Below are 18,005 nucleotides of genomic sequence, written 5' to 3'. Positions count from 1 at the left end.
GGCTGCGATCCTTTGATCTTGCCCTTCAGATCCACCCGCCCCACTGCAAGATGAAGATACCGACGTTGGTGGTGATGGCCGCCATCAGCGTGGTCAGCACAATAATCGCCGCCGCCAGTTCATGATTACCCTGCGCCGCCCGCGCCATGACAAAACTGGCTGCCGCCGTCGGGCTGCCGAAGTACAGAAACAGAATCCCCAGCTCCGCCCCGCGAAAACCGCACAGCCATGCGCCAAAGGTCGCGAGCACCGGCAAGCCGATCATCTTCACCAGACTAGAGCTGAGCGCCATGTTGCCGCTCTTGCGCAGCGCCGCCAGCGACAGCGTGCCGCCAATGCAGATCAACGCCAGCGGCAAGGTGGTTTGCGCCAGATACTGGCCGGAGGTTTCCAGCCATCCCGGCAGACTGATCTTGAAGTAGGCAAACGGCGCCGCCGCAATCACGCTGATGATCAGCGGATTGCTGAACACACTTTTGCAGATGCTCCACGGGTCGGATTTGATCACCGGGCTGTAGACCGCCAGCACAATGGTCGAGAGCGTGTTGTAGAACAGGATCACCAGCGCCGCGAGAATCGCCCCAAGCGAAATGCCGTAATCGCCGTACATGCTCGCGGCAAGTGCCAGGCCGATCACCCCGTTATTGCCGCGAAACGCGCCTTGGGTATAGATGCCGCGATCTTCGCGCGGACACTTGAAAATCGCCCAGCCCCAAGCGACGGCAAAACTCACCAGCGTGGCAATCGAGAAGTAGATCAGCAGCGCCGGCTGCAACGCGGCGTGCAGGTCGGCATGCAGAATGCCGAGGAACAGCAGCGCCGGCATGGTGACGTTGAACACCAGCGACGATGCCGTGTGGATAAAGTTGTCGTTGATCCAGTCGATGCGCTTGAGTAACACACCGAGAAACAGCATGGCAAACACCGGCGCGGTGATGTTCAGGGTTTCGAGGAAAATTGCCAGCATGCCGGGGAGCCTTGGGTGAGCGTCGTTAGGGGCCTAATGATAAGCCACTGAGCCCAATTGAAGATCAAAAGATCGCAGCCTGCGGCAGCTCCTACAGGGAAAAATGCATTCCAAGGTAGGAGCTGCCGCAGGCTGCGATCTTTTCAAGGCAGCTCTGTCTCAGGTAATCGGCGCCGGATTGAACAACGTGATGTCGTTATGCAGCTTGTGCTTCTCCGCCCACGTCTGCTGTTTGCCGCTGGCAACATCCAGATAGTAGTGGAACAACTCCCAGCCCAGCTCTTCGATGGTCGCGCGCCCGGTGGCAATCCGCCCGGCGTCGATATCGATCAAGTCAGGCCAGCGCTGCGCCAGCTCCGTGCGCGTCGACACCTTCACCACCGGCGCCATCGCCAGCCCGTAGGGCGTACCCCGCCCCGTGGTGAACACATGCAAATTCATCCCTGCCGCCAGTTGCAACGTGCCACAGACAAAATCACTGGCCGGGGTCGCGCAGAAAATCAAACCCTTCTGTTTAAAACGCTCACCCGGACCAAGTACGCCATTGATCGCGCTGCTGCCGGATTTGACGATGGAACCCAGCGACTTCTCGACAATGTTCGACAACCCGCCCTTCTTGTTGCCCGGCGTGGTGTTGGCACTGCGATCCGCTTCACCCTTGGCCAGATAGCGGTCGTACCAATCCATTTCGCGCACCAGTTCCTCGGCGACGGTTTTGGTTTGCGCCCGAGAGGTCAGCAGATAAATCGCGTCGCGCACTTCGGTGACTTCGGAAAACATCACCGTCGCCCCCGCCCGCAGCAGCAAGTCCGAGGCATAACCCAGCGCCGGATTAGCGGTGATCCCGGAAAACGCATCACTGCCGCCGCACTGCATACCCAGGATCAACTCGGAGGCCGGCACGGTTTCGCGGCGGCGCTGGTCGAGTTTCTTCAGTCGAACCTCAGCCAACGCCATGATCTGCTCGATCATCTCGGTGAAACCGTGACTGGAATCCTGCAAGCGATACAGCCATGGATCGCTGAGATCGACCGAAGCGTCGTCCTCGTGCATCACCTGCCCGGCCTGCAACTTCTCGCAGCCCAGACTGATCACCAGCGCCTCGCCGCCCAGATTCGGGTTGCGCGCCAGATTGCGCACGGTGCGGATCGGAATGTAGGCGTCGGTGGCAGTGATCGCCACGCCGCAGCCGTAACTGTGGGTCAGCGCCACCACGTCATCGACGTGCGGATACTTCGGCAGCAACTCATCCTTGATGCGTTTAACCGCGTGATCGAGCACGCCGGTGACGCACTGCACGGTGGTGGTGATCCCGAGAATGTTGCGCGTGCCGACAGTGCCGTCGGCGTTGCGATAACCCTCGAAGGTAAAACCCTCAAGCGGCGCCTGCGTCTCTGGCACCTCGGTGGACAACGGCAAGCTGTCCAGCGGCGGCGCGGTCGGCATGCGCAGTTGATCTTCCTTGACCCAACTGCCACGGGGAATCGGCTGCAACGCGTAGCCAATGATCTGGCCATAGCGAATCACCTGCCCGCCCTCGGGAATATCGACGAGGTTGACTTTGTGGCTTTGCGGGACGAAATCCACTGTCACCAGGCCATCGGCGAATTCGGTTCCGGCCGGAACACCTTGGTCATTGACCACTACCACTACGTTGTCCCGCTCGTGCAGGCGGATGTAGCGCGGCGAGTCGGAATGTTCAATCAACTGCATGACGCCGCTCCTCAGGAATGCGCTTGAGACAATTTACCGCTGGCTTCAACACCGCCAGTGGTTGGCGGCTCTTTGAGCACCACACGTTTGATCGGGCCGACGATCACCAGATAGCTGAACACCGCAACCAGTGCGTTGGCACCGACGAACACCAGCGCCCATTTGAACGAACCGGTGGAGCTGATGATGTAGCCAATCACGATCGGCGTGGTGATCGAAGCGATGTTGCCGAAAGTGTTGAACAGACCACCGCTCAGACCGGCGATCTGTTTAGGCGAGGTGTCGGAAACCACTGCCCAACCCAGTGCGCCAACGCCTTTGCCGAAGAATGCCAGAGCCATGAAGCCCACGACCATCCATTCAACATCTACATAGTTGCAGGCGACGATGCTGCTGGAAACCAGCAGGCCAGCAATGATTGGTGCCTTGCGGGCGAAGGTCAGCGAATGGCCCTTGCGCAGCAGGTAATCGGAAATCACCCCGCCCAGCACGCCACCGATAAACCCGCAGATCGCCGGCAACGAAGCAATGAAACCCGCCTTGAGGATGGTCATGCCGCGTTCCTGCACCAGGTAAACAGGGAACCAGGTCAGGAAGAAGTACGTGATGCCGTTGATGCAGTACTGACCCAGATACACGCCGAGCATCATGCGGTTGGTCAGCAACTGGCGGATGTAGTCCCATTTCGGGCCGTCGGATTTTTTGCCGCGCTGGTCCATGTCGACCATGCCGCCATTGTCAGCGATGTGCTTGAACTCGGCATCGTTGATGCTCGGGTGTTCGCGCGGGCTGTGGATAACCTTCAGCCAGATCAGCGAGAAGACGATACCGAGGATACCCATGACGATGAACACGTGTTCCCAGCCGAAGCTGTAGACGATCCAGCCCATCAGCGGTGCGAACAACACAGTGGCGAAATATTGCGCCGAGTTGAAGATCGCCGAAGCGGTGCCGCGTTCAGCGGTCGGGAACCAGGCCGCGACGATGCGTGCGTTGCCGGGGAAGGACGGCGCCTCGGCCAGGCCCACCAGGAAGCGCAGCATGAACAGCGCAACAATCGCCGTGGACATGCCGAACTCACCGACAAAGCCTTGCAGCACGGTGAACAGCGACCAGGTGAAAATGCTCAGGGCATAGACTTTTTTCGAGCCGAAGCGATCGAGCAGCCAGCCACCGGGAATTTGCCCGGCCACGTAGGCCCAACCGAATGCGGAGAAGATATAGCCGAGGGTAACCGCGTCGATGCCGAGGTCTTTTTGCAGGCTGGAACCGGCGATCGCAATGGTCGCGCGGTCGGCGTAGTTGATCGTGGTCACCAGAAACAGCATGAGCAGGATCAAATAGCGGACGTGAGTCGGCTTTTGAGTCGGTTGCATGTAGATGTACTCCCACTGATTATTTTTATGCGCGGGTGAATCTGTTGTATTCGCTTGCTCCCTGTAGGAGCTGCCGAAGGCTGCGATCTTTTGATCTTGATCTCAAAAAACAGGATCAAAAGATCGCAGCCTTCGGCAGCTCCTACAGGGGTGCGGTGTCGGGGTCGACACCGCGTGCTCCATTCAGGAACCGATGTAGCTGGTCTTCACGACCGTGTAGAACTCTTGCGCATAGCGGCCTTGCTCACGTGAGCCATAGGATGAACCCTTACGGCCACCGAACGGAACGTGGTAATCCACGCCGGCGGTCGGCAGGTTGACCATCACCATCCCGGCCTGGGAATGACGTTTGAAGTGGTTGGCGTACTTCAGCGATGTGGTGGCGATGCCGGCCGACAGACCGAATTCGGTGTCGTTGGCCATGGCCAACGCAGCGTCGTAATCGGCAACGCGAACGATGTTGGCCACCGGTCCGAAAATCTCTTCGCGGCTGATGCGCATCGATGCTTCGCTGTCGGCAAACAGCGTTGGCGCGAGGTAGTAACCCTCGGTGTCGCAGGTCACCAGACCGCCGCCGCTGACCAGACGCGCACCTTCGGACTGGCCGATGTCGATGTATTTCATGTCCTGTTCAAGCTGCGCCTGCGAAACCACCGGACCGATATCGGTGCCGGATTTCAGCGCGTGGCCGACCTTGATCGACTTCATGCGTTCGGCCATGGCTTCGACGAACTTGTCGTGAATCCCGGCGGTGACGATCAAGCGGCTCGATGCCGTGCAACGTTGGCCGGTGGAGTAGAACGCGCTCTGCACCGACAGCTCAACCGCTTGCTTAAGGTCGGCGTCGTCGAGAATGATCTGCGGGTTCTTGCCGCCCATTTCCAGCTGAACCTTGGCCTGACGCGACACGCAGTTGACCGCGATCTGCCGACCCACGCCGACGGAACCGGTGAAGCTGATGCCATCGACTTTCGGGCTCTGCACCAGTGCATCGCCAACTACACGGCCGCTGCCCATCACCAGGTTGAACACGCCAGCCGGGAAGCCTGCACGGGAGATGATTTCGGCCAGCGCCCAAGCGCAGCCCGGTACCAGATCGGCAGGTTTCAAAACCACGCAGTTACCGTAGGCCAGGGCCGGAGCGATTTTCCACGATGGAATGGCGATCGGGAAATTCCACGGGGTGATCAGACCGACCACACCCAGCGCTTCGCGGGTGACTTCGACGTTTACGCCCGGGCGCACCGACGGCACGTAATCGCCGGACAAACGCAGGCATTCACCGGCGAAGAACTTGAAGATGTTGCCGGCGCGGGTCACTTCGCCGATGGCTTCGGGCAGGGTCTTGCCCTCTTCCCGGGCCAGCAGAGTACCGAGTTCTTCGCGACGAGCGAGGATTTCCGAGCCAACCTTATCCAGCGAATCGTGACGGGCCTGAATACCCGAAGTCGACCATGCCGGGAAAGCTGCACGCGCAGCGTCGATGGCGGCGTGAACTTGCGCCAGATCTGCCTTGGCGTAGTCGCCGATGGTGTCGCTCAGCTCGGACGGGTTGATGTTGGCCGAGTAATCGGAACCGGCGACCCATTCACCGTTGATGTAGTTGTCGTAGCGTTTTGAATCAGTCACTGAAATCGCTCCTCACGCAAAAGGCCGCTGATTGCTCAGCGGCCTTATCTATAGAGTTGTTATTGCGCACCTTGCTTGTCGATCAGCGCAGCGAGCATTTCGTACTCTTCGCCAGTCAGATCGGTCAGCGGCGCCCGCACCGGGCCTGCGTCGTAGCCGGCGATTTTTGCGCCTGCCTTGACGATGCTCACGGCATAACCGGCCTTGCGGTTACGGATGTCGAGGTATGGCAGGAAGAAGTCGTCGATGATCTTGCCAACAGTGGCGTGATCTTCGCGGGCAATGGCGTGGTAGAAATCCATCGCGGTTTTCGGAATGAAGTTGAACACTGCCGAGGAGTAAACCGGCACGCCCAGCGCCTTATAGGCGGCGGCATAGACTTCGGCGGTCGGCAAACCACCCAGGTAGCTGAAGCGATCACCGAGGCGGCGACGGATCGACACCATCAACTCGATATCACCCAGACCGTCCTTGTAACCGATCAGGTTCGGGCAGCGCTCGGCCAGACGTTCCAGCAGTGGCGCGGTCAGGCGGCAGACGTTGCGGTTATAAACCACCACGCCGATCTTCACCGATTTACACACGGCTTCAACGTGAGCGGCGACACCGTCCTGGCTGGCTTCGGTCAGGTAATGCGGCAGCAGTAACAGACCTTTGGCGCCCAGACGCTCGGCTTCCTGTGCGTATTCGATGGCCTGACGAGTCGAACCGCCCACGCCGGCCAGAATCGGCACGCTGGTTTCGCAGGTATCGACGGCAGTCTTGATGATTTCCGAGTATTCACTGGCGCCCAGCGAGAAGAATTCACCGGTGCCACCGGCGGCGAACAGGGCCGAAGCACCGTACGGGGCCAGCCATTCCAGACGTTTGATATAGCCCGCGCGGTTGAAATCGCCCTGCGCGTTGAAATCGGTCACCGGGAAAGACAGCAGGCCGGCAGAGAGGATGGACTTCAGTTCTTGTGGATTCATTATTCGAACACCCTGGTAGCAACGTTTTTTGTGATTGGATCGTTCAGCTATTCGCCGAGGTTGTAGGTCATCGTACAACTTAAAAAATAACCGTCAACTGCATTTCATCGTTGAGAGTGCTTTTTTGTCCGACAAGATTGTTATCAATGGCACGCAAAGCCCCTGTAGGAGCTGCCGCAGGCTGCGATCTTTTGATCTTCTTTCAGAAAATCAAAGTCAAGAGATCGCAGCCTGCGGCAGCTCCTACAGGTGGCATCGCAATAAATGGAAATAGACGGTTTAAAACGAGACAGGCGGGATTCTCGTACCGTGCAAACCCGCCGTGAATGGATCACGGCACACCTCGCATGGAGAGCGCCCCCGATGGATTTTGCCCCACCCGAACTTCCGCAATTTCTGCCTCATACGCCTGAAACGGCAACCGTGAACCTGTCGGCGTTGAGCGACGAACTGATCGTTCAAGTGCCCGATTCCAGCGATTTTGCGGCGAACTGGAGCGTCTACGCGATTCTGGGCGATGACCCCGAGGAGCCCGAATGGGCGAGCGAAGAAGTCAACACTGGCACTTGGGATGACGCCGAGGACGAGATGGAAAAACTGACGGGCATCGAACTGCACATTCCGAAAGAGGTACTACTGTCGTACCTGCATTCGGAAATCGAACTGCGCTACAAATTTCAGGATGAGTCCAGCTTGGAGCCCTATTCAGAGCCGTTGCTGCTACGGATCGAAGCGTGAGCGACTAACCCCGCTGCGCCTGCGCCTCTTCATGGGCCTGGCGCAGTCTTTCGCGGCTGTTGGTCAGGTGAAGACGCATGGCCGCACGCGCTGCATCGGAATCCTGACGGGCGATTGCCTCGTAGATTTCTTCGTGCTCACGGCTCAGGCGACTCATGTAGTGCTGCTGATCATCATGGGCCAGGCGCGCCGAATTCAGTCGCGTGCGCGGAATGATGCTGGTACCCAGGTGAGTCATGATGTCGGTGAAATAGCGGTTGCCGGTGGACAGGGCGATTTCCAGGTGGAACGCAAAGTCAGAGGCGACGGCATCACTGGCGTGGGCAACGCTGTCGTTCAGCGCATCGAGGGCGGCGCGCATGGTCGCCAGTTGCTCGGGGCTGCGACGTTGCGCGGCAAGGCCGGCAGACTCGACTTCGAGGCTGATGCGTAATTCGAGAATCGCCAGCACGTCACGCAGGGTGACGACGGTAGCCGGGTCGATGCGAAAACCGCTGGGGCTTGGCGTGTCGAGCACGAACGTGCCGATGCCATGGCGGGTTTCTACCTGGCCTGCGGCCTGCAAACGGGAAATCGCCTCGCGCACCACGGTACGGCTGACGCCATGGGCTTCCATGATCGCCGACTCGGTAGGCAACTTGTCGCCACGCTTGAGCAGGCCGTCACGGATCTGCTCGCTGAGCACCGTCACCAATTCCTGAGCCAGGCTGCGGCGCTTGCGGGGGAGGCGCGGGGTTTCGATCAGGTTTTCCATGGTCTACGTCTTGTCTCGAAAGTTCGGCTTGTGGGCATCATAGCTCAAGCGGGTTGTACGATCACCGGCCGGATCACATCGGCCCTGTAGGAGCTGCCGCAGGCTGCGATCTTTTGATCTTGTTTCAGAAAATCAAAGTCAAAAGATCGCAGCCTGCGGCAGCTCCTACAGGAGATTTGTGTGGTTCAGGCGGTCACGGTTTGTTCAACCAGGTGGCCGTTGTCGATTCGCACATGCCGTGGGTGGAACCGCTTCAGGCTGCTACGGTGACCAACACTGACAATGCTCAACTCGGGCAACTGGTCGATCAGCGCCTGATAAAGCGTGGCTTCGTCTTCTTCATCCATCGCCGAGGTGGCTTCGTCCATGTACAGCCAGTGCGGTGCATAAAGCAGTGCGCGGGCGAAGGCCAGGCGTTGCTGTTCACCGGGCGAGAGCATCCGCTGCCAGTGATTGGCCTCATCCAGACGCGCGACCAGATGCGGCAAGCGGCAGGTTTCCAGCACTTGCGCGTATCGTTCGGGTGAATAGGTGTCGCCCGCCTGTGGATAACTCAAGGCCTCGCGCAGGGTGCCGATCGGCAGATAAGGTTTCTGCGGCAGAAACAGATAACGCGCCGCCGGCAGCCGAATGCTGCCGTGCCCCGCGGGCCACAAATGCCCCATCGCCCGCAGCAACGTCGACTTGCCGCTGCCGGAGCGGCCGCTGAGCATCACCCGATCACCCGGTTCAACGGTCATGTCGGCGCTGGTCAGCAAGTGGCGGCCGTCGGCCAGATCCAGCCCCAGGTTGTGGACTTTCAATTCACTGCCCTGATTCTGCACATCAATGGCCGGCGCACGTTGTTCATTGTCGGTCATGGCTTGACGGAAACTCAGCAGACGATCACAAGTGGCGCGCCAGGAAGCGAGGCTCTGGTACGCACTGATGAACCAGCTGAAACTCTCCTGAACGTTGCCGAATGCCGAGCTGATCTGCATCAGCTCACCGAGTTCGATCTTGCCAGCGAGATAACGCGGCGAGGCCACGATGAACGGGAAGATGATGGCCGCCTGGCTGTAACCGGCGGTGAAGAACGTCAGGCGCTTGGACACTTTCATGATGTCCCAGAAGTTGTGCCAGACATTCCCGAAGCGAGCGCTCAACCGACGATTTTCGTTCGGTTCGCCGTTGTACAACGCGATGCTTTCGGCGTTCTCGCGAATCCGCACCATGGAAAAACGCAGGTCGGCTTCGAAGCGTTGTTGTTGGTTGTTCAGGCCGATCAAACGACGACCGATCAGATGCGTCAGCCAGCTACCGACCACGGCGTAAACCAGCACGCACCAGAACATGTAGCCGGGAATGGTGATACCAAAGACTTCGATGCTGCCCGACACGCCCCACAGAATGATCGAGAACGACACCAGGCTGACGATATTGCGCAGTAACCCGATACCCAGTTCAAGGGTATTGGAGGTGAAGTTGTTGAGGTCTTCGGAGATTCGCTGGTCCGGGTTATCGGTATAACCGCCCTGCTCCAGCTGGTAGTAGTTCTTGTCGGCGAGCCAACGCGAAAAATGCTTTTCAGTGAGCCAGGCCCGCCAGCGAATCGTCAGCATCTGAGTCAGATAAAGCCGATACACCGCCCCGACAATCGCCACCGCCGCTATCGCACAGAAATACAGAATCAGCTGCCAGAACGCCGCCTCGTCCTTCTTCTGCAGCGCGTTGTAAAAGTCCTTGTACCAGGTGTTGAACCACACCGAGATGCCCACACTGAGCAGCGAGAGCGCTATCACCGCAATCAGCAGTGTCCAGGCCTGGATCTTCTCTTCACTGCGCCAGTAAGGCGTGATGATCGCCCATACTTTGCGAAAAAACTGCCCGCGCACAGCATCGTTGACCGCGGAGTATTCAGCGTTCTGATTCATGGATAAGGCTCGATATAGATAAGAACAGACACGCGCCGATCATAGATGATCGGCGCGTTTTATCGCGAGGGCTGGCGATGGTCGTTCAGCGCAGGTTCAGCGACGAACCGGGCGCTTCTGCAGTTTGCGCTGCAGGGTGCGGCGGTGCATGCCCAAGGCGCGGGCAGTGGCGGAGATGTTGCCTTCGTGTTCGGTGAGCACGCGCTGGATGTGTTCCCACTGCAGGCGGTCGACCGACATCGGGTTTTCCGGCACCAGGCTATCGAGGTCGGCGTGCTCGGAAAGCAGCGCGGCCAGGACATCGTCGGCATCGGCCGGTTTGCACAGGTAGTTGCAGGCGCCGCGCTTGATCGCTTCAACAGCGGTGGCAATGCTCGAATAACCGGTAAGGATCACCACGCGCATTTCCGGGTCCAGTTCCAGCAGCTTGGGCAGCAGCACCAGACCGGAATCGCCGTCCATTTTCAGGTCGAGCGCGGCGTAGTCCGGTATATCGGCCTGCGCGATGGTAATGCCTTCTTCGGCTGAACCTGCGGTGCTGACGCGAAAACCGCGGCGGGCCATGGCACGGGCCATCACTCGGGTGAAGGTCGCGTCATCGTCGACCAGCAGCAAATGCGGCAGTTCTTCGCCTTCGACTTGGATTTCGTCACTCATGTTGGTCTCCTCGGGCGCCGTGGGGCAGGCGCAGCTCGGTGAGCGTGCCGCCTTCCTCATGACTATAGAGTTTCACTGAGCCGCCGGCGCGTGTCACGCTGGCCTTGCTCAAAAACAGGCCCAGGCCGAAACCTTTGCCCTTCGTGGTAAAAAATGGTTTGCCGATCTGCTCGGCGATGGCCAGTGGCACACCGGCGCCGTGATCGCGAATGCTGATGGTCAGGTCTTCCGTGTCCCAGTCCAGCGTCACTTTGAGGTTTTCCGGGCAGGCATCGGCGGCGTTATTGAGCAGATTCAACAGGGCCTGGGTCAGATCCGGCGGCGGCGCCATGCGCGGCACCGTGCCCTGACCGAGACGGTGGAAGCGATAACTGGCTTCCGGACGCATCAGGTGCCAGCGGTTCAGCGCTTCGTCGAGCCATACCGTGACGTCCTGCATTTCCACCGCCAAACGACGATTGGCCTCAGCGGCGCGCACCAGTTGCTGCAAGGTTTCCTTGCACAACTTGACCTGATCCTGCAGCACCTTCAGATCGTCCTGCAGCAGCGGATCGGGATGATCCTGCTGCATCTCCTTGAGCAACACGCTCATGGTCGCCAGCGGCGTGCCCAGTTCATGAGCGGCGCCGGCGGCTTGCGTGGCGACGGCGAGCAGTTGCTGATCGCGCAGGCCTTCTTCGCGGCGAATTGCACGCAGCTCTTCCTGGCGACGCAACTCTTCAGCCATGCGCGCAGCGAAGAAAGTGATCACCGCCGCAGCGAGGGCAAAGCTCAGCCACATGCCGTAGATCTGCAGGTTTTCGCGGGCAACCGGCAGGGTTTCCAGCGGATAGAAGCGCGTCAGCATCACGGTGTACAAGGCCAGCGCGATGCCGGACAGAATCACCGAATAGCGCCATGGCAGCGTGACCGCAGCGATAGTCAGCGGTACCAGATAATAAGAAACGAACGGGTTGGTCGAACCGCCGGAGAAATACAGCAGTGCGCTGTGGATAACCAGATCACAGGCCAGTTGCAGGGCGTATTCCAGCTCGGTTACCGGCCATGAAGTACGCAGACGCACGGCGGTGAACACGCAAAGCAGTATCGAGCAGCCAAGAGTCATCGCCAGTTGCACCCACGGCAACGGCAACAGCTCCAGCCAATAGGCCAGGCCTACGGAACCGGCCTGCGCGGCGAGCACCAGCGTGCGGATGAAAGTCAGCCGCCAGAGGTTCTGGCGAGTGGCGGAAGTCAGTTGTACGGGGGCGAGCATGAGCTCTCCTGATGAGCGCTCCAGGCGGATCGCACGGAGTATAACCAAGCCGCGGCCTCCAGAGGCGAAAGTGCGGCAAACGACCACATGGCAGAAAAGTGGTTGGAGACTATAAGGACTCCATCGCCAGCAGGCTGGCTCCCACATTTTGAAATGCATTCCCCTGTGGGAGCCAGCCTGCTGGCGATTGGCTGCGCAGCAGCCACCAGTCATCTGTATCGAAGTTGTAACTGGGCGAACCGGATCATTAAAGCTAGAGTCTGATGGTTTCACGCAGGCCCACGAACCTGCGCCCTCATCAAGGAGCTTTCATGCATACATTTCGCCGCAGCGCCGCCCTCCTCGCCCTGACCGTCGGCAGCGTCGCCAGCCTTCCAGCCCTGGCCGCCGATGAGCTGCACTACAACCAGATTTCCCTGCGCGCCGAAGTCAGCCAGGAAGTCGCCCGCGACCTGATGATCGTGACCCTCTACACCGAAGAGCAAAACACCGACCCGGCCAAACTCGCCGCCGACGTCAGCACCACCATGAACAAGGCATTGGCCCAGGCCAAGCAAGTCAAAGACATCACCCTGCGCCAGGGCAGCCGCAACAGCTACCCGATCTACGACACCAAGGGCCAGAAAATCACCGGTTGGCGTGAACGCGCCGAACTGCGTCTGGAAAGCGCCGACTTCGCCGCCCTGTCCAAACTCACCGGCGAACTGCTCGGCGATCTGAAAATGGGCGGCATGGACTTCGCCATCGCCAACCCGACCCGCAAATCCAGCGAAGACGCGCTGCTCAAAGAAGCCGTCACCGCCTTCAAGGCCCGCGCCCAATTGGCCACCGACGCACTCGGCGGCAAGGGCTACAAAATCGTCAACCTGAACCTCAACGCTAACGGTTATCCACAACCGTACATGCGCGCGCCGATGATGATGAAAGCGGCCGGCATGGATTCGGCACCGGTGACTCCTGAAGTTGAAGCGGGTACCAGCCAGGTCAGCATGACCGCTGATGGCTCTATTGAAGTGCTGATGCAGTGATGTGATGTGGGTTGAATGAGAAACCGGCGATCAGTGAATGATCGCCGGTTTTTTTGTGCGTGCATTTTGTGGTGAAAGATCCACAGCCATCGCCAGCAGGCTGGCTCCCACAGTTGGACCGCGTGCATGCAGCCAGAAACTGGTCGGCTGCCAGGCCACCATCGCTGGCAAGCCAGCGCCCACAATTGGACCGTGTGCATCCAGCCAGAAAACTGGTCGGCTGTCAGGCCGCCATCGCTGGCAAGTTAGCTCCCACAATTGGACCGGGTGCATGCAGCCAGAAACTGGTCGCCTGCCAGGCCGCCATCGCTGGCAAGCCAGCTCCCACAATTGGACCGTGTGCATCCAGCCAGAAAACTGGTCGGCTGTCAGGCCGCCATCGCTGGCAAGCCAGCTCCCACAATTGGACCGCGTGCATGCAGCCAGAAACTGGTCGGCTGTCAGGCCGCCATCGCTGGCAAGCCAGCTCCCACAATTGGACCGGGTGCATGCAGCCAGAAAACTGGTCGGCTGTCAGGCCGCCATCGCTGGCAAGTTAGCTCCCACAATTGGACCGGGTGCATGCAGCCAGAAACTGGTCGGCTGCCAGGCCGCCATCGCTGGCAAGCCAGCTCCCACAATTGGACCGTGTGCATCCAGCCAGAAAACTGGTCGGCTGTCAGGCCGCCATCGCGAAAAGGCGAAGGCCTACAAAAAAGCAAAGCAACACACCAACCCGCTTCGCTCCTCACCACTCAACACAATGAGCGTTAGCTCGAGTGCAGCTCTTGATCCCGAGCGCCCGTCGGCAGGCTGAGTGGAGGGATTGATCCGGGGGTGGGAGCGCAGCGACCGTTTGGCGAAGCCAAACACATCGAGAGGAGGTGCAGCGAAGCAAACCGGAGGCGATGCGCCCGGATCAATCCCGGAACGAAGGAACCCGAGCCACAGCGAGGGCCGGACGTCAGGGTAAAGCCTTTTGGGTTACCTTTTCGGCGTTTGGAAAAGGTGACTCGCCGTCAGGGCGAAACCCTAAGCAGCCACACCCGCAGCAACGGATCCCCCCCCCAAAAAAACACCCCAAAAACAAAAAGGCGCTACCAAAAGAACCACCCCCAGTTGCACCCAGTAAAACCCCAACAAAAAAGCCCAACGCCAGCCCCCACAAGCCCCCCACACAAATCTCAGAAAAATCCTACAAAACCAACGGTATAAATAAGTAACACCCAGCCCCAAGCCAGCGCACAAAACGTGACCGACGCACCATATTGGGGCTTCATTTGCACCGTAAAAACCATCCGCAAACGGTCAAATGCGTCAAAAGTTATACGGATGCGACATTAAGGTACGTTCGTGCCACCGTTTGAGGCCGTCGACCGCTCTGGATCTTGCATTGGGTATGGCGCCTGCATAAGTATCCGCAGGCACGACTCACGAGGTCGTACCTCAAATCAAAAAATGACAACAAATCATGAGGCCAACATGCTTAAACACGCGGTCATTCCGTTTTTAGTCGGCGCAGGCTTGTTAGCCTCCGCACCTTTCGCATCCGCTGCGACTAACCTGGTGTTCTGCTCCGAAGGGAGCCCGGCCGGTTTTGATCCAGGCCAGTACACCACCGGAACAGACTTCGACGCCTCTGCCGAAACCATGTTCAACCGCCTGACCCAGTTCGAGCGCGGCGGCACCGCCGTGATTCCTGGTCTGGCGACCAAGTGGGACATTTCCGATGACGGCCTGACTTACACCTTCCACCTGCGTGAAGGCGTCAAGTTCCACACCACTCCGTACTTCAAGCCGACCCGTGAGTTCAACGCCGACGACGTGCTGTTCACCTTTAATCGCATGATTAACAAGGATGACCCGTTCCGTAAGGCGTACCCGACCGAATTCCCGTACTTCACCGACATGGGGATGGACACCAACATCACCAAGATCGATAAAGTCGACGACCACACCGTCAAGTTCACCCTTAAAGAAGTTGATGCCGCGTTCATCCAGAACATGGCCATGAGCTTCGCCTCGGTGCAGTCCGCCGAGTACGCAGCCCAACTGCTTAAAGATGGCAAGCCTGCCGACATCAACCAGAAACCGGTCGGCACCGGCCCGTTCGTGTTCAAGAGCTACCAGAAAGACTCCAACATCCGCTTCACCGGGAACAAGGACTACTGGAAGCCTGATGATGTGAAGATCGACAACCTGATCTTCGCCATCACCACCGACCCGTCGGTACGTATTCAGAAGCTGAAAAAGAACGAGTGCCAGGTCACCCTGTTCCCACGTCCGGCTGACCTGAAAGCGCTGAAAGAAGACAAGTCGCTGAAGATGCCTGACCAGGCCGGTTTCAACCTGGGCTACATCGCTTACAACGTGATGGACAAGGTCAAAGGCAGCGACGAGAAAAACCCGCTGGCCGACCTGCGCGTTCGTCAGGCCATGGACATGGCCGTCAACAAGCCGCAGATCATCGATTCGGTTTATCAGGGTGCGGGCCAACTGGCCGTCAACGCCATGCCGCCGACCCAGTGGTCTTACGACACCACCATCAAGGACGCCAAGTACGATCCTGAGAAAGCCAAGCAGCTGCTCAAGGAAGCCGGCGTCAAGGAAGGTACCGAAATCGTCCTGTGGGCGATGCCGGTTCAGCGTCCGTACAACCCGAACGCCAAACTGATGGCTGAAATGCTCCAGTCCGACTGGGCCAAGATCGGCTTGAAAGTGAAGATCACCAGCTACGAATGGGGCGAGTACATCAAGCGTTCCAAAGGTGGCGAGAACCAGGCCATGATCATTGGCTGGAGCGGTGACAATGGTGATCCGGACAACTGGCTGAACGTGTTGTTTGGTTGCGACTCGCTCAGCGGCAACAACTTCTCCAAGTGGTGCGACAAGAAATTCGATGGCCTCGTCAAAGAAGCCAAGCGCACGACAGACCAGGGCAAGCGCACCGAACTGTACAAACAGGCGCAACACGTCCTCAAAGATGCAGTCCCAATGACACCTATCGCTCACTCGACGGTGTATCAACCCATGCGCGCCAACGTGCAGGACTTCAAGATCAGCCCGTTCGGCTTGAACTCCTTCTACGGCGTCAGCGTCAGCAAGTAAAAAAGCAGCGGCGACGTTTTCAGCGTCGCCGCTGCTTTTTCTGCCGATTAGTTAGGAATTTGCCTACAGCTGTTTCCTCCCTGCTTTACCAGGGAGATACAGGTCGTGTTGCCTTTTCCTACGAGTCTTTAGGACTCAACGCATTTACTGCCAGACCCACGGCTCCTACCGTCGGGTTCTGACCAGTGACTGCGTGGGCTAACGGTTTTGCTGTTCGTACTGGTTTGAGCTTGATGTAGCCACAACCTCCCTGGACGGGATCGCGGCGCATCAAAACACCACTAAACAAGAGGGAGCGTCATGCGCCATACCTTGGTTTTTTCCGCATTGCTGGGCGCCGGCCTGTTGGCCGCCACGTCTGCAAGCCACGCCGCCAGCAACAGTCTGGTGTTTTGCTCCGAAGGCAGTCCGGCGGGTTTTGATACTGCGCAATACACGACGGCCACCGATAACGATGCCGCCGAACCGCTGTACAACCGCTTGGTGGAGTTTGAAAAAGGCGCGACCAATGTCGTACCGGGCCTGGCCACCCAGTGGGATATTTCCGAGGACGGCCTCAAGTACACCTTTCACCTACGTGAGGGTGTGAAATTTCATACAACGCCTTACTTCAAGCCAACACGCGATTTCAACGCCGACGACGTGCTGTTTACTTTTAATCGCATGCTGGATGCGCAACAGCCATTCCGTAAGGTTTATCCGACCGAGTTCCCGTATTTCAACGGGATGAGCCTGAACAAGAACATTGCCAAGGTCGAGAAGACCGGGCCGCTGACCGTTGAGTTCACGCTCAACAGCGTCGACGCCGCGTTCATCCAGAACATTGCCATGAGTTTTGCTGCCATCCTGTCCGCCGAATACGCCGACAAGCTCATGGCCGAAGGCAAACCGAGCGACATCAACCAGAAGCCGATCGGTACCGGGCCGTTCGTGTTCAAGAGCTATCAAAAAGACTCCAACATCCGTTACACCGGCAACCCCCACTACTGGGACCCGAGCCGGGTAAAACTGAAAAACCTGATCTTCGCGATCAACACCGACGCTTCGGTGCGCGTGCAAAAACTCAAGGCCGGCGAATGCCAGATCACTCTGCATCCGCGTCCTGCCGATGTTGAAGCACTGAAGGCCGACCCGAAGCTGCAACTGATCTCCAAGCCCGGTTTCAACCTCGGCTACATCGCCTATAACGTGCGCCACAAACCGTTCGACCAGCTCGAAGTGCGTCAGGCGCTGGACATGGCGGTGAATAAACAAGGGATTCTCAACGCTGTTTATCAAGGCGCCGGCCAACTGGCCGTCAACGCCATGCCACCGACGCAGTGGTCCTACGACGACAGCATCAAAGACGCCGCCTACAACCCGGAAAAAGCCAAAGAGCTGCTCAAGGCTGCCGGCGTGAAAGAAGGCACCGAGATCACCCTGTGGGCGATGCCGGTACAGCGACCGTACAACCCCAACGCCAAGCTGATGGCCGAAATGCTTCAGGCCGACTGGGCCAAGATCGGTCTGAAAGTGAAAATCGTCAGCTATGAATGGGGCGAGTACATCAAGCGCACCAAGAACGGTGAGCATGACATCAGCCTGATCGGCTGGACCGGTGACAACGGTGACCCGGACAACTGGCTCGGCACGCTATACAGCTGCGATGCCATCGGCGGCAACAACTACTCCATGTGGTGCGATCCGGCTTACGACAAGCTGATCAAAGAGGCCAAGGTCGTCACCGATCGCGACCAGCGCACCGCGCTCTATAAACAGGCTCAGCAGTTGCTTAAACAGCAAGTGCCGATCACGCCTGTCGCCCACTCGACGGTCAACCAGCCGTTAAGCACTCGGGTTGAAGGGTTCAAGGTGAGCCCTTTCGGCCGCAACGTGTTCTCGGGTGTCAGTATCGATTAACCCAACCGATTAGCCGCA

Annotated in this window: 13 protein-coding genes; 4 read left to right on the top strand and 9 right to left on the bottom strand. The window is 58.7% G+C overall.

The features are described from left to right. Nucleotides 1–25: 25 nt before the first annotated feature. The 5 genes from ACA061_RS04035 to kdgD form a co-directional block, all read right to left on the bottom strand. Complete coding sequence (locus ACA061_RS04035; protein WP_150604426.1) at nt 26–967, bottom strand: AEC family transporter; 942 nt, start codon at nt 965–967, stop codon at nt 26–28. 159 nt (nt 968–1,126) lie between these two features. Beyond that, entirely contained in the window at nt 1,127–2,680 is a 1,554-nt protein-coding gene (gene garD, locus ACA061_RS04030; RefSeq protein WP_497300654.1) for a galactarate dehydratase, read from the bottom strand. Nucleotides 2,681–2,691: 11 nt separating this feature from the next. Beyond that, a complete protein-coding gene (locus ACA061_RS04025) occupies nt 2,692–4,056 on the bottom strand; it encodes an MFS transporter (RefSeq protein ID WP_047299764.1) in 1,365 nt (454 codons plus the stop codon). A gap of 183 nt (nt 4,057–4,239) precedes the next feature. Beyond that, nucleotides 4,240–5,685 (bottom strand): aldehyde dehydrogenase family protein, encoded by a 1,446-nt coding sequence (locus ACA061_RS04020; protein WP_150604428.1) that lies wholly within the window; start codon nt 5,683–5,685, stop codon nt 4,240–4,242. A gap of 59 nt (nt 5,686–5,744) precedes the next feature. Next, the gene (kdgD, locus tag ACA061_RS04015) at nt 5,745–6,656 is read right to left on the bottom strand and encodes a 5-dehydro-4-deoxyglucarate dehydratase (RefSeq protein ID WP_497300652.1); all 912 of its coding nucleotides are present in this window, start codon (nt 6,654–6,656) and stop codon (nt 5,745–5,747) included. 363 nt (nt 6,657–7,019) lie between these two features. On the opposite strand from kdgD, the gene ACA061_RS04010 reads away from it, so the two are divergent. After that, nucleotides 7,020–7,394 (top strand): hypothetical protein, encoded by a 375-nt coding sequence (locus tag ACA061_RS04010; RefSeq protein ID WP_497300651.1) that lies wholly within the window; start codon nt 7,020–7,022, stop codon nt 7,392–7,394. Between the two features lie 4 nt (nt 7,395–7,398). Here ACA061_RS04010 and ACA061_RS04005 read toward each other — a convergent pair whose 3' ends face one another. The 4 genes from ACA061_RS04005 to ACA061_RS03990 all read right to left on the bottom strand — a co-directional run bounded on the left by ACA061_RS04005 (nt 7,399) and on the right by ACA061_RS03990 (nt 11,973). Next, the gene (locus tag ACA061_RS04005; RefSeq protein ID WP_150617120.1) at nt 7,399–8,148 is read right to left on the bottom strand and encodes a FadR/GntR family transcriptional regulator; all 750 of its coding nucleotides are present in this window, start codon (nt 8,146–8,148) and stop codon (nt 7,399–7,401) included. 185 nt (nt 8,149–8,333) lie between these two features. Beyond that, on the bottom strand, nt 8,334–10,061 hold the full coding sequence (locus ACA061_RS04000) for an ABC transporter ATP-binding protein/permease (RefSeq protein WP_150617119.1): 1,728 nt from the start codon (nt 10,059–10,061) through the stop codon (nt 8,334–8,336). A gap of 96 nt (nt 10,062–10,157) precedes the next feature. Continuing rightward, nucleotides 10,158–10,718: a response regulator transcription factor gene (locus ACA061_RS03995; RefSeq protein WP_042557635.1), complete on the bottom strand. Its 561-nt coding sequence runs from the start codon at nt 10,716–10,718 to the stop codon at nt 10,158–10,160. Beyond that, complete coding sequence (locus ACA061_RS03990; protein WP_150604434.1) at nt 10,711–11,973, bottom strand: ATP-binding protein; 1,263 nt, start codon at nt 11,971–11,973, stop codon at nt 10,711–10,713. The genes ACA061_RS03995 and ACA061_RS03990 overlap by 8 nt, the downstream gene beginning before the upstream one ends. A gap of 311 nt (nt 11,974–12,284) precedes the next feature. Here ACA061_RS03990 and ACA061_RS03985 point away from each other — a divergent pair, with 311 nt between their 5' ends. From ACA061_RS03985 to ACA061_RS03975, 3 genes are all read left to right on the top strand, one after another. Continuing rightward, complete coding sequence (locus ACA061_RS03985) at nt 12,285–13,001, top strand: SIMPL domain-containing protein (protein ID WP_150604435.1); 717 nt, start codon at nt 12,285–12,287, stop codon at nt 12,999–13,001. Nucleotides 13,002–14,462: 1,461 nt separating this feature from the next. After that, nucleotides 14,463–16,088: an ABC transporter substrate-binding protein gene (locus ACA061_RS03980; RefSeq protein ID WP_150617117.1), complete on the top strand. Its 1,626-nt coding sequence runs from the start codon at nt 14,463–14,465 to the stop codon at nt 16,086–16,088. A 300-nt stretch (nt 16,089–16,388) separates the two neighbouring features. Further along, on the top strand, nt 16,389–17,987 hold the full coding sequence (locus tag ACA061_RS03975; RefSeq protein WP_150604437.1) for an ABC transporter substrate-binding protein: 1,599 nt from the start codon (nt 16,389–16,391) through the stop codon (nt 17,985–17,987). Nucleotides 17,988–18,005: the final 18 nt, after the last annotated feature.

Source organism: Pseudomonas sp. LBUM1668, from assembly GCF_059695715.1.
This window is presented reverse-complemented; position numbering and strand designations above follow the sequence as displayed.

Excerpts from the sequence above, each read along its gene's own strand:
- ACA061_RS03995 (WP_042557635.1), bottom strand. The coding sequence starts at position 10,718 with ATGAGTGACGAAATCCAAGTCGAAGGCGAAGAACTGCCGCATTTGCTG.
- ACA061_RS04000 (WP_150617119.1), bottom strand. The coding sequence starts at position 10,061 with ATGAATCAGAACGCTGAATACTCCGCGGTCAACGATGCTGTGCGCGGG.
- ACA061_RS03975 (WP_150604437.1), top strand. The coding sequence starts at position 16,389 with ATGCGCCATACCTTGGTTTTTTCCGCATTGCTGGGCGCCGGCCTGTTG.
- ACA061_RS04010 (WP_497300651.1), top strand. The coding sequence starts at position 7,020 with ATGGATTTTGCCCCACCCGAACTTCCGCAATTTCTGCCTCATACGCCT.
- ACA061_RS03990 (WP_150604434.1), bottom strand. The coding sequence starts at position 11,973 with ATGCTCGCCCCCGTACAACTGACTTCCGCCACTCGCCAGAACCTCTGG.
- ACA061_RS03985 (WP_150604435.1), top strand. The coding sequence starts at position 12,285 with ATGCATACATTTCGCCGCAGCGCCGCCCTCCTCGCCCTGACCGTCGGC.
- ACA061_RS03980 (WP_150617117.1), top strand. The coding sequence starts at position 14,463 with ATGCTTAAACACGCGGTCATTCCGTTTTTAGTCGGCGCAGGCTTGTTA.
- ACA061_RS04025 (WP_047299764.1), bottom strand. The coding sequence starts at position 4,056 with ATGCAACCGACTCAAAAGCCGACTCACGTCCGCTATTTGATCCTGCTC.
- garD (WP_497300654.1), bottom strand. The coding sequence starts at position 2,680 with ATGCAGTTGATTGAACATTCCGACTCGCCGCGCTACATCCGCCTGCAC.
- kdgD (WP_497300652.1), bottom strand. The coding sequence starts at position 6,656 with ATGAATCCACAAGAACTGAAGTCCATCCTCTCTGCCGGCCTGCTGTCT.
- ACA061_RS04005 (WP_150617120.1), bottom strand. The coding sequence starts at position 8,148 with ATGGAAAACCTGATCGAAACCCCGCGCCTCCCCCGCAAGCGCCGCAGC.
- ACA061_RS04035 (WP_150604426.1), bottom strand. The coding sequence starts at position 967 with ATGCTGGCAATTTTCCTCGAAACCCTGAACATCACCGCGCCGGTGTTT.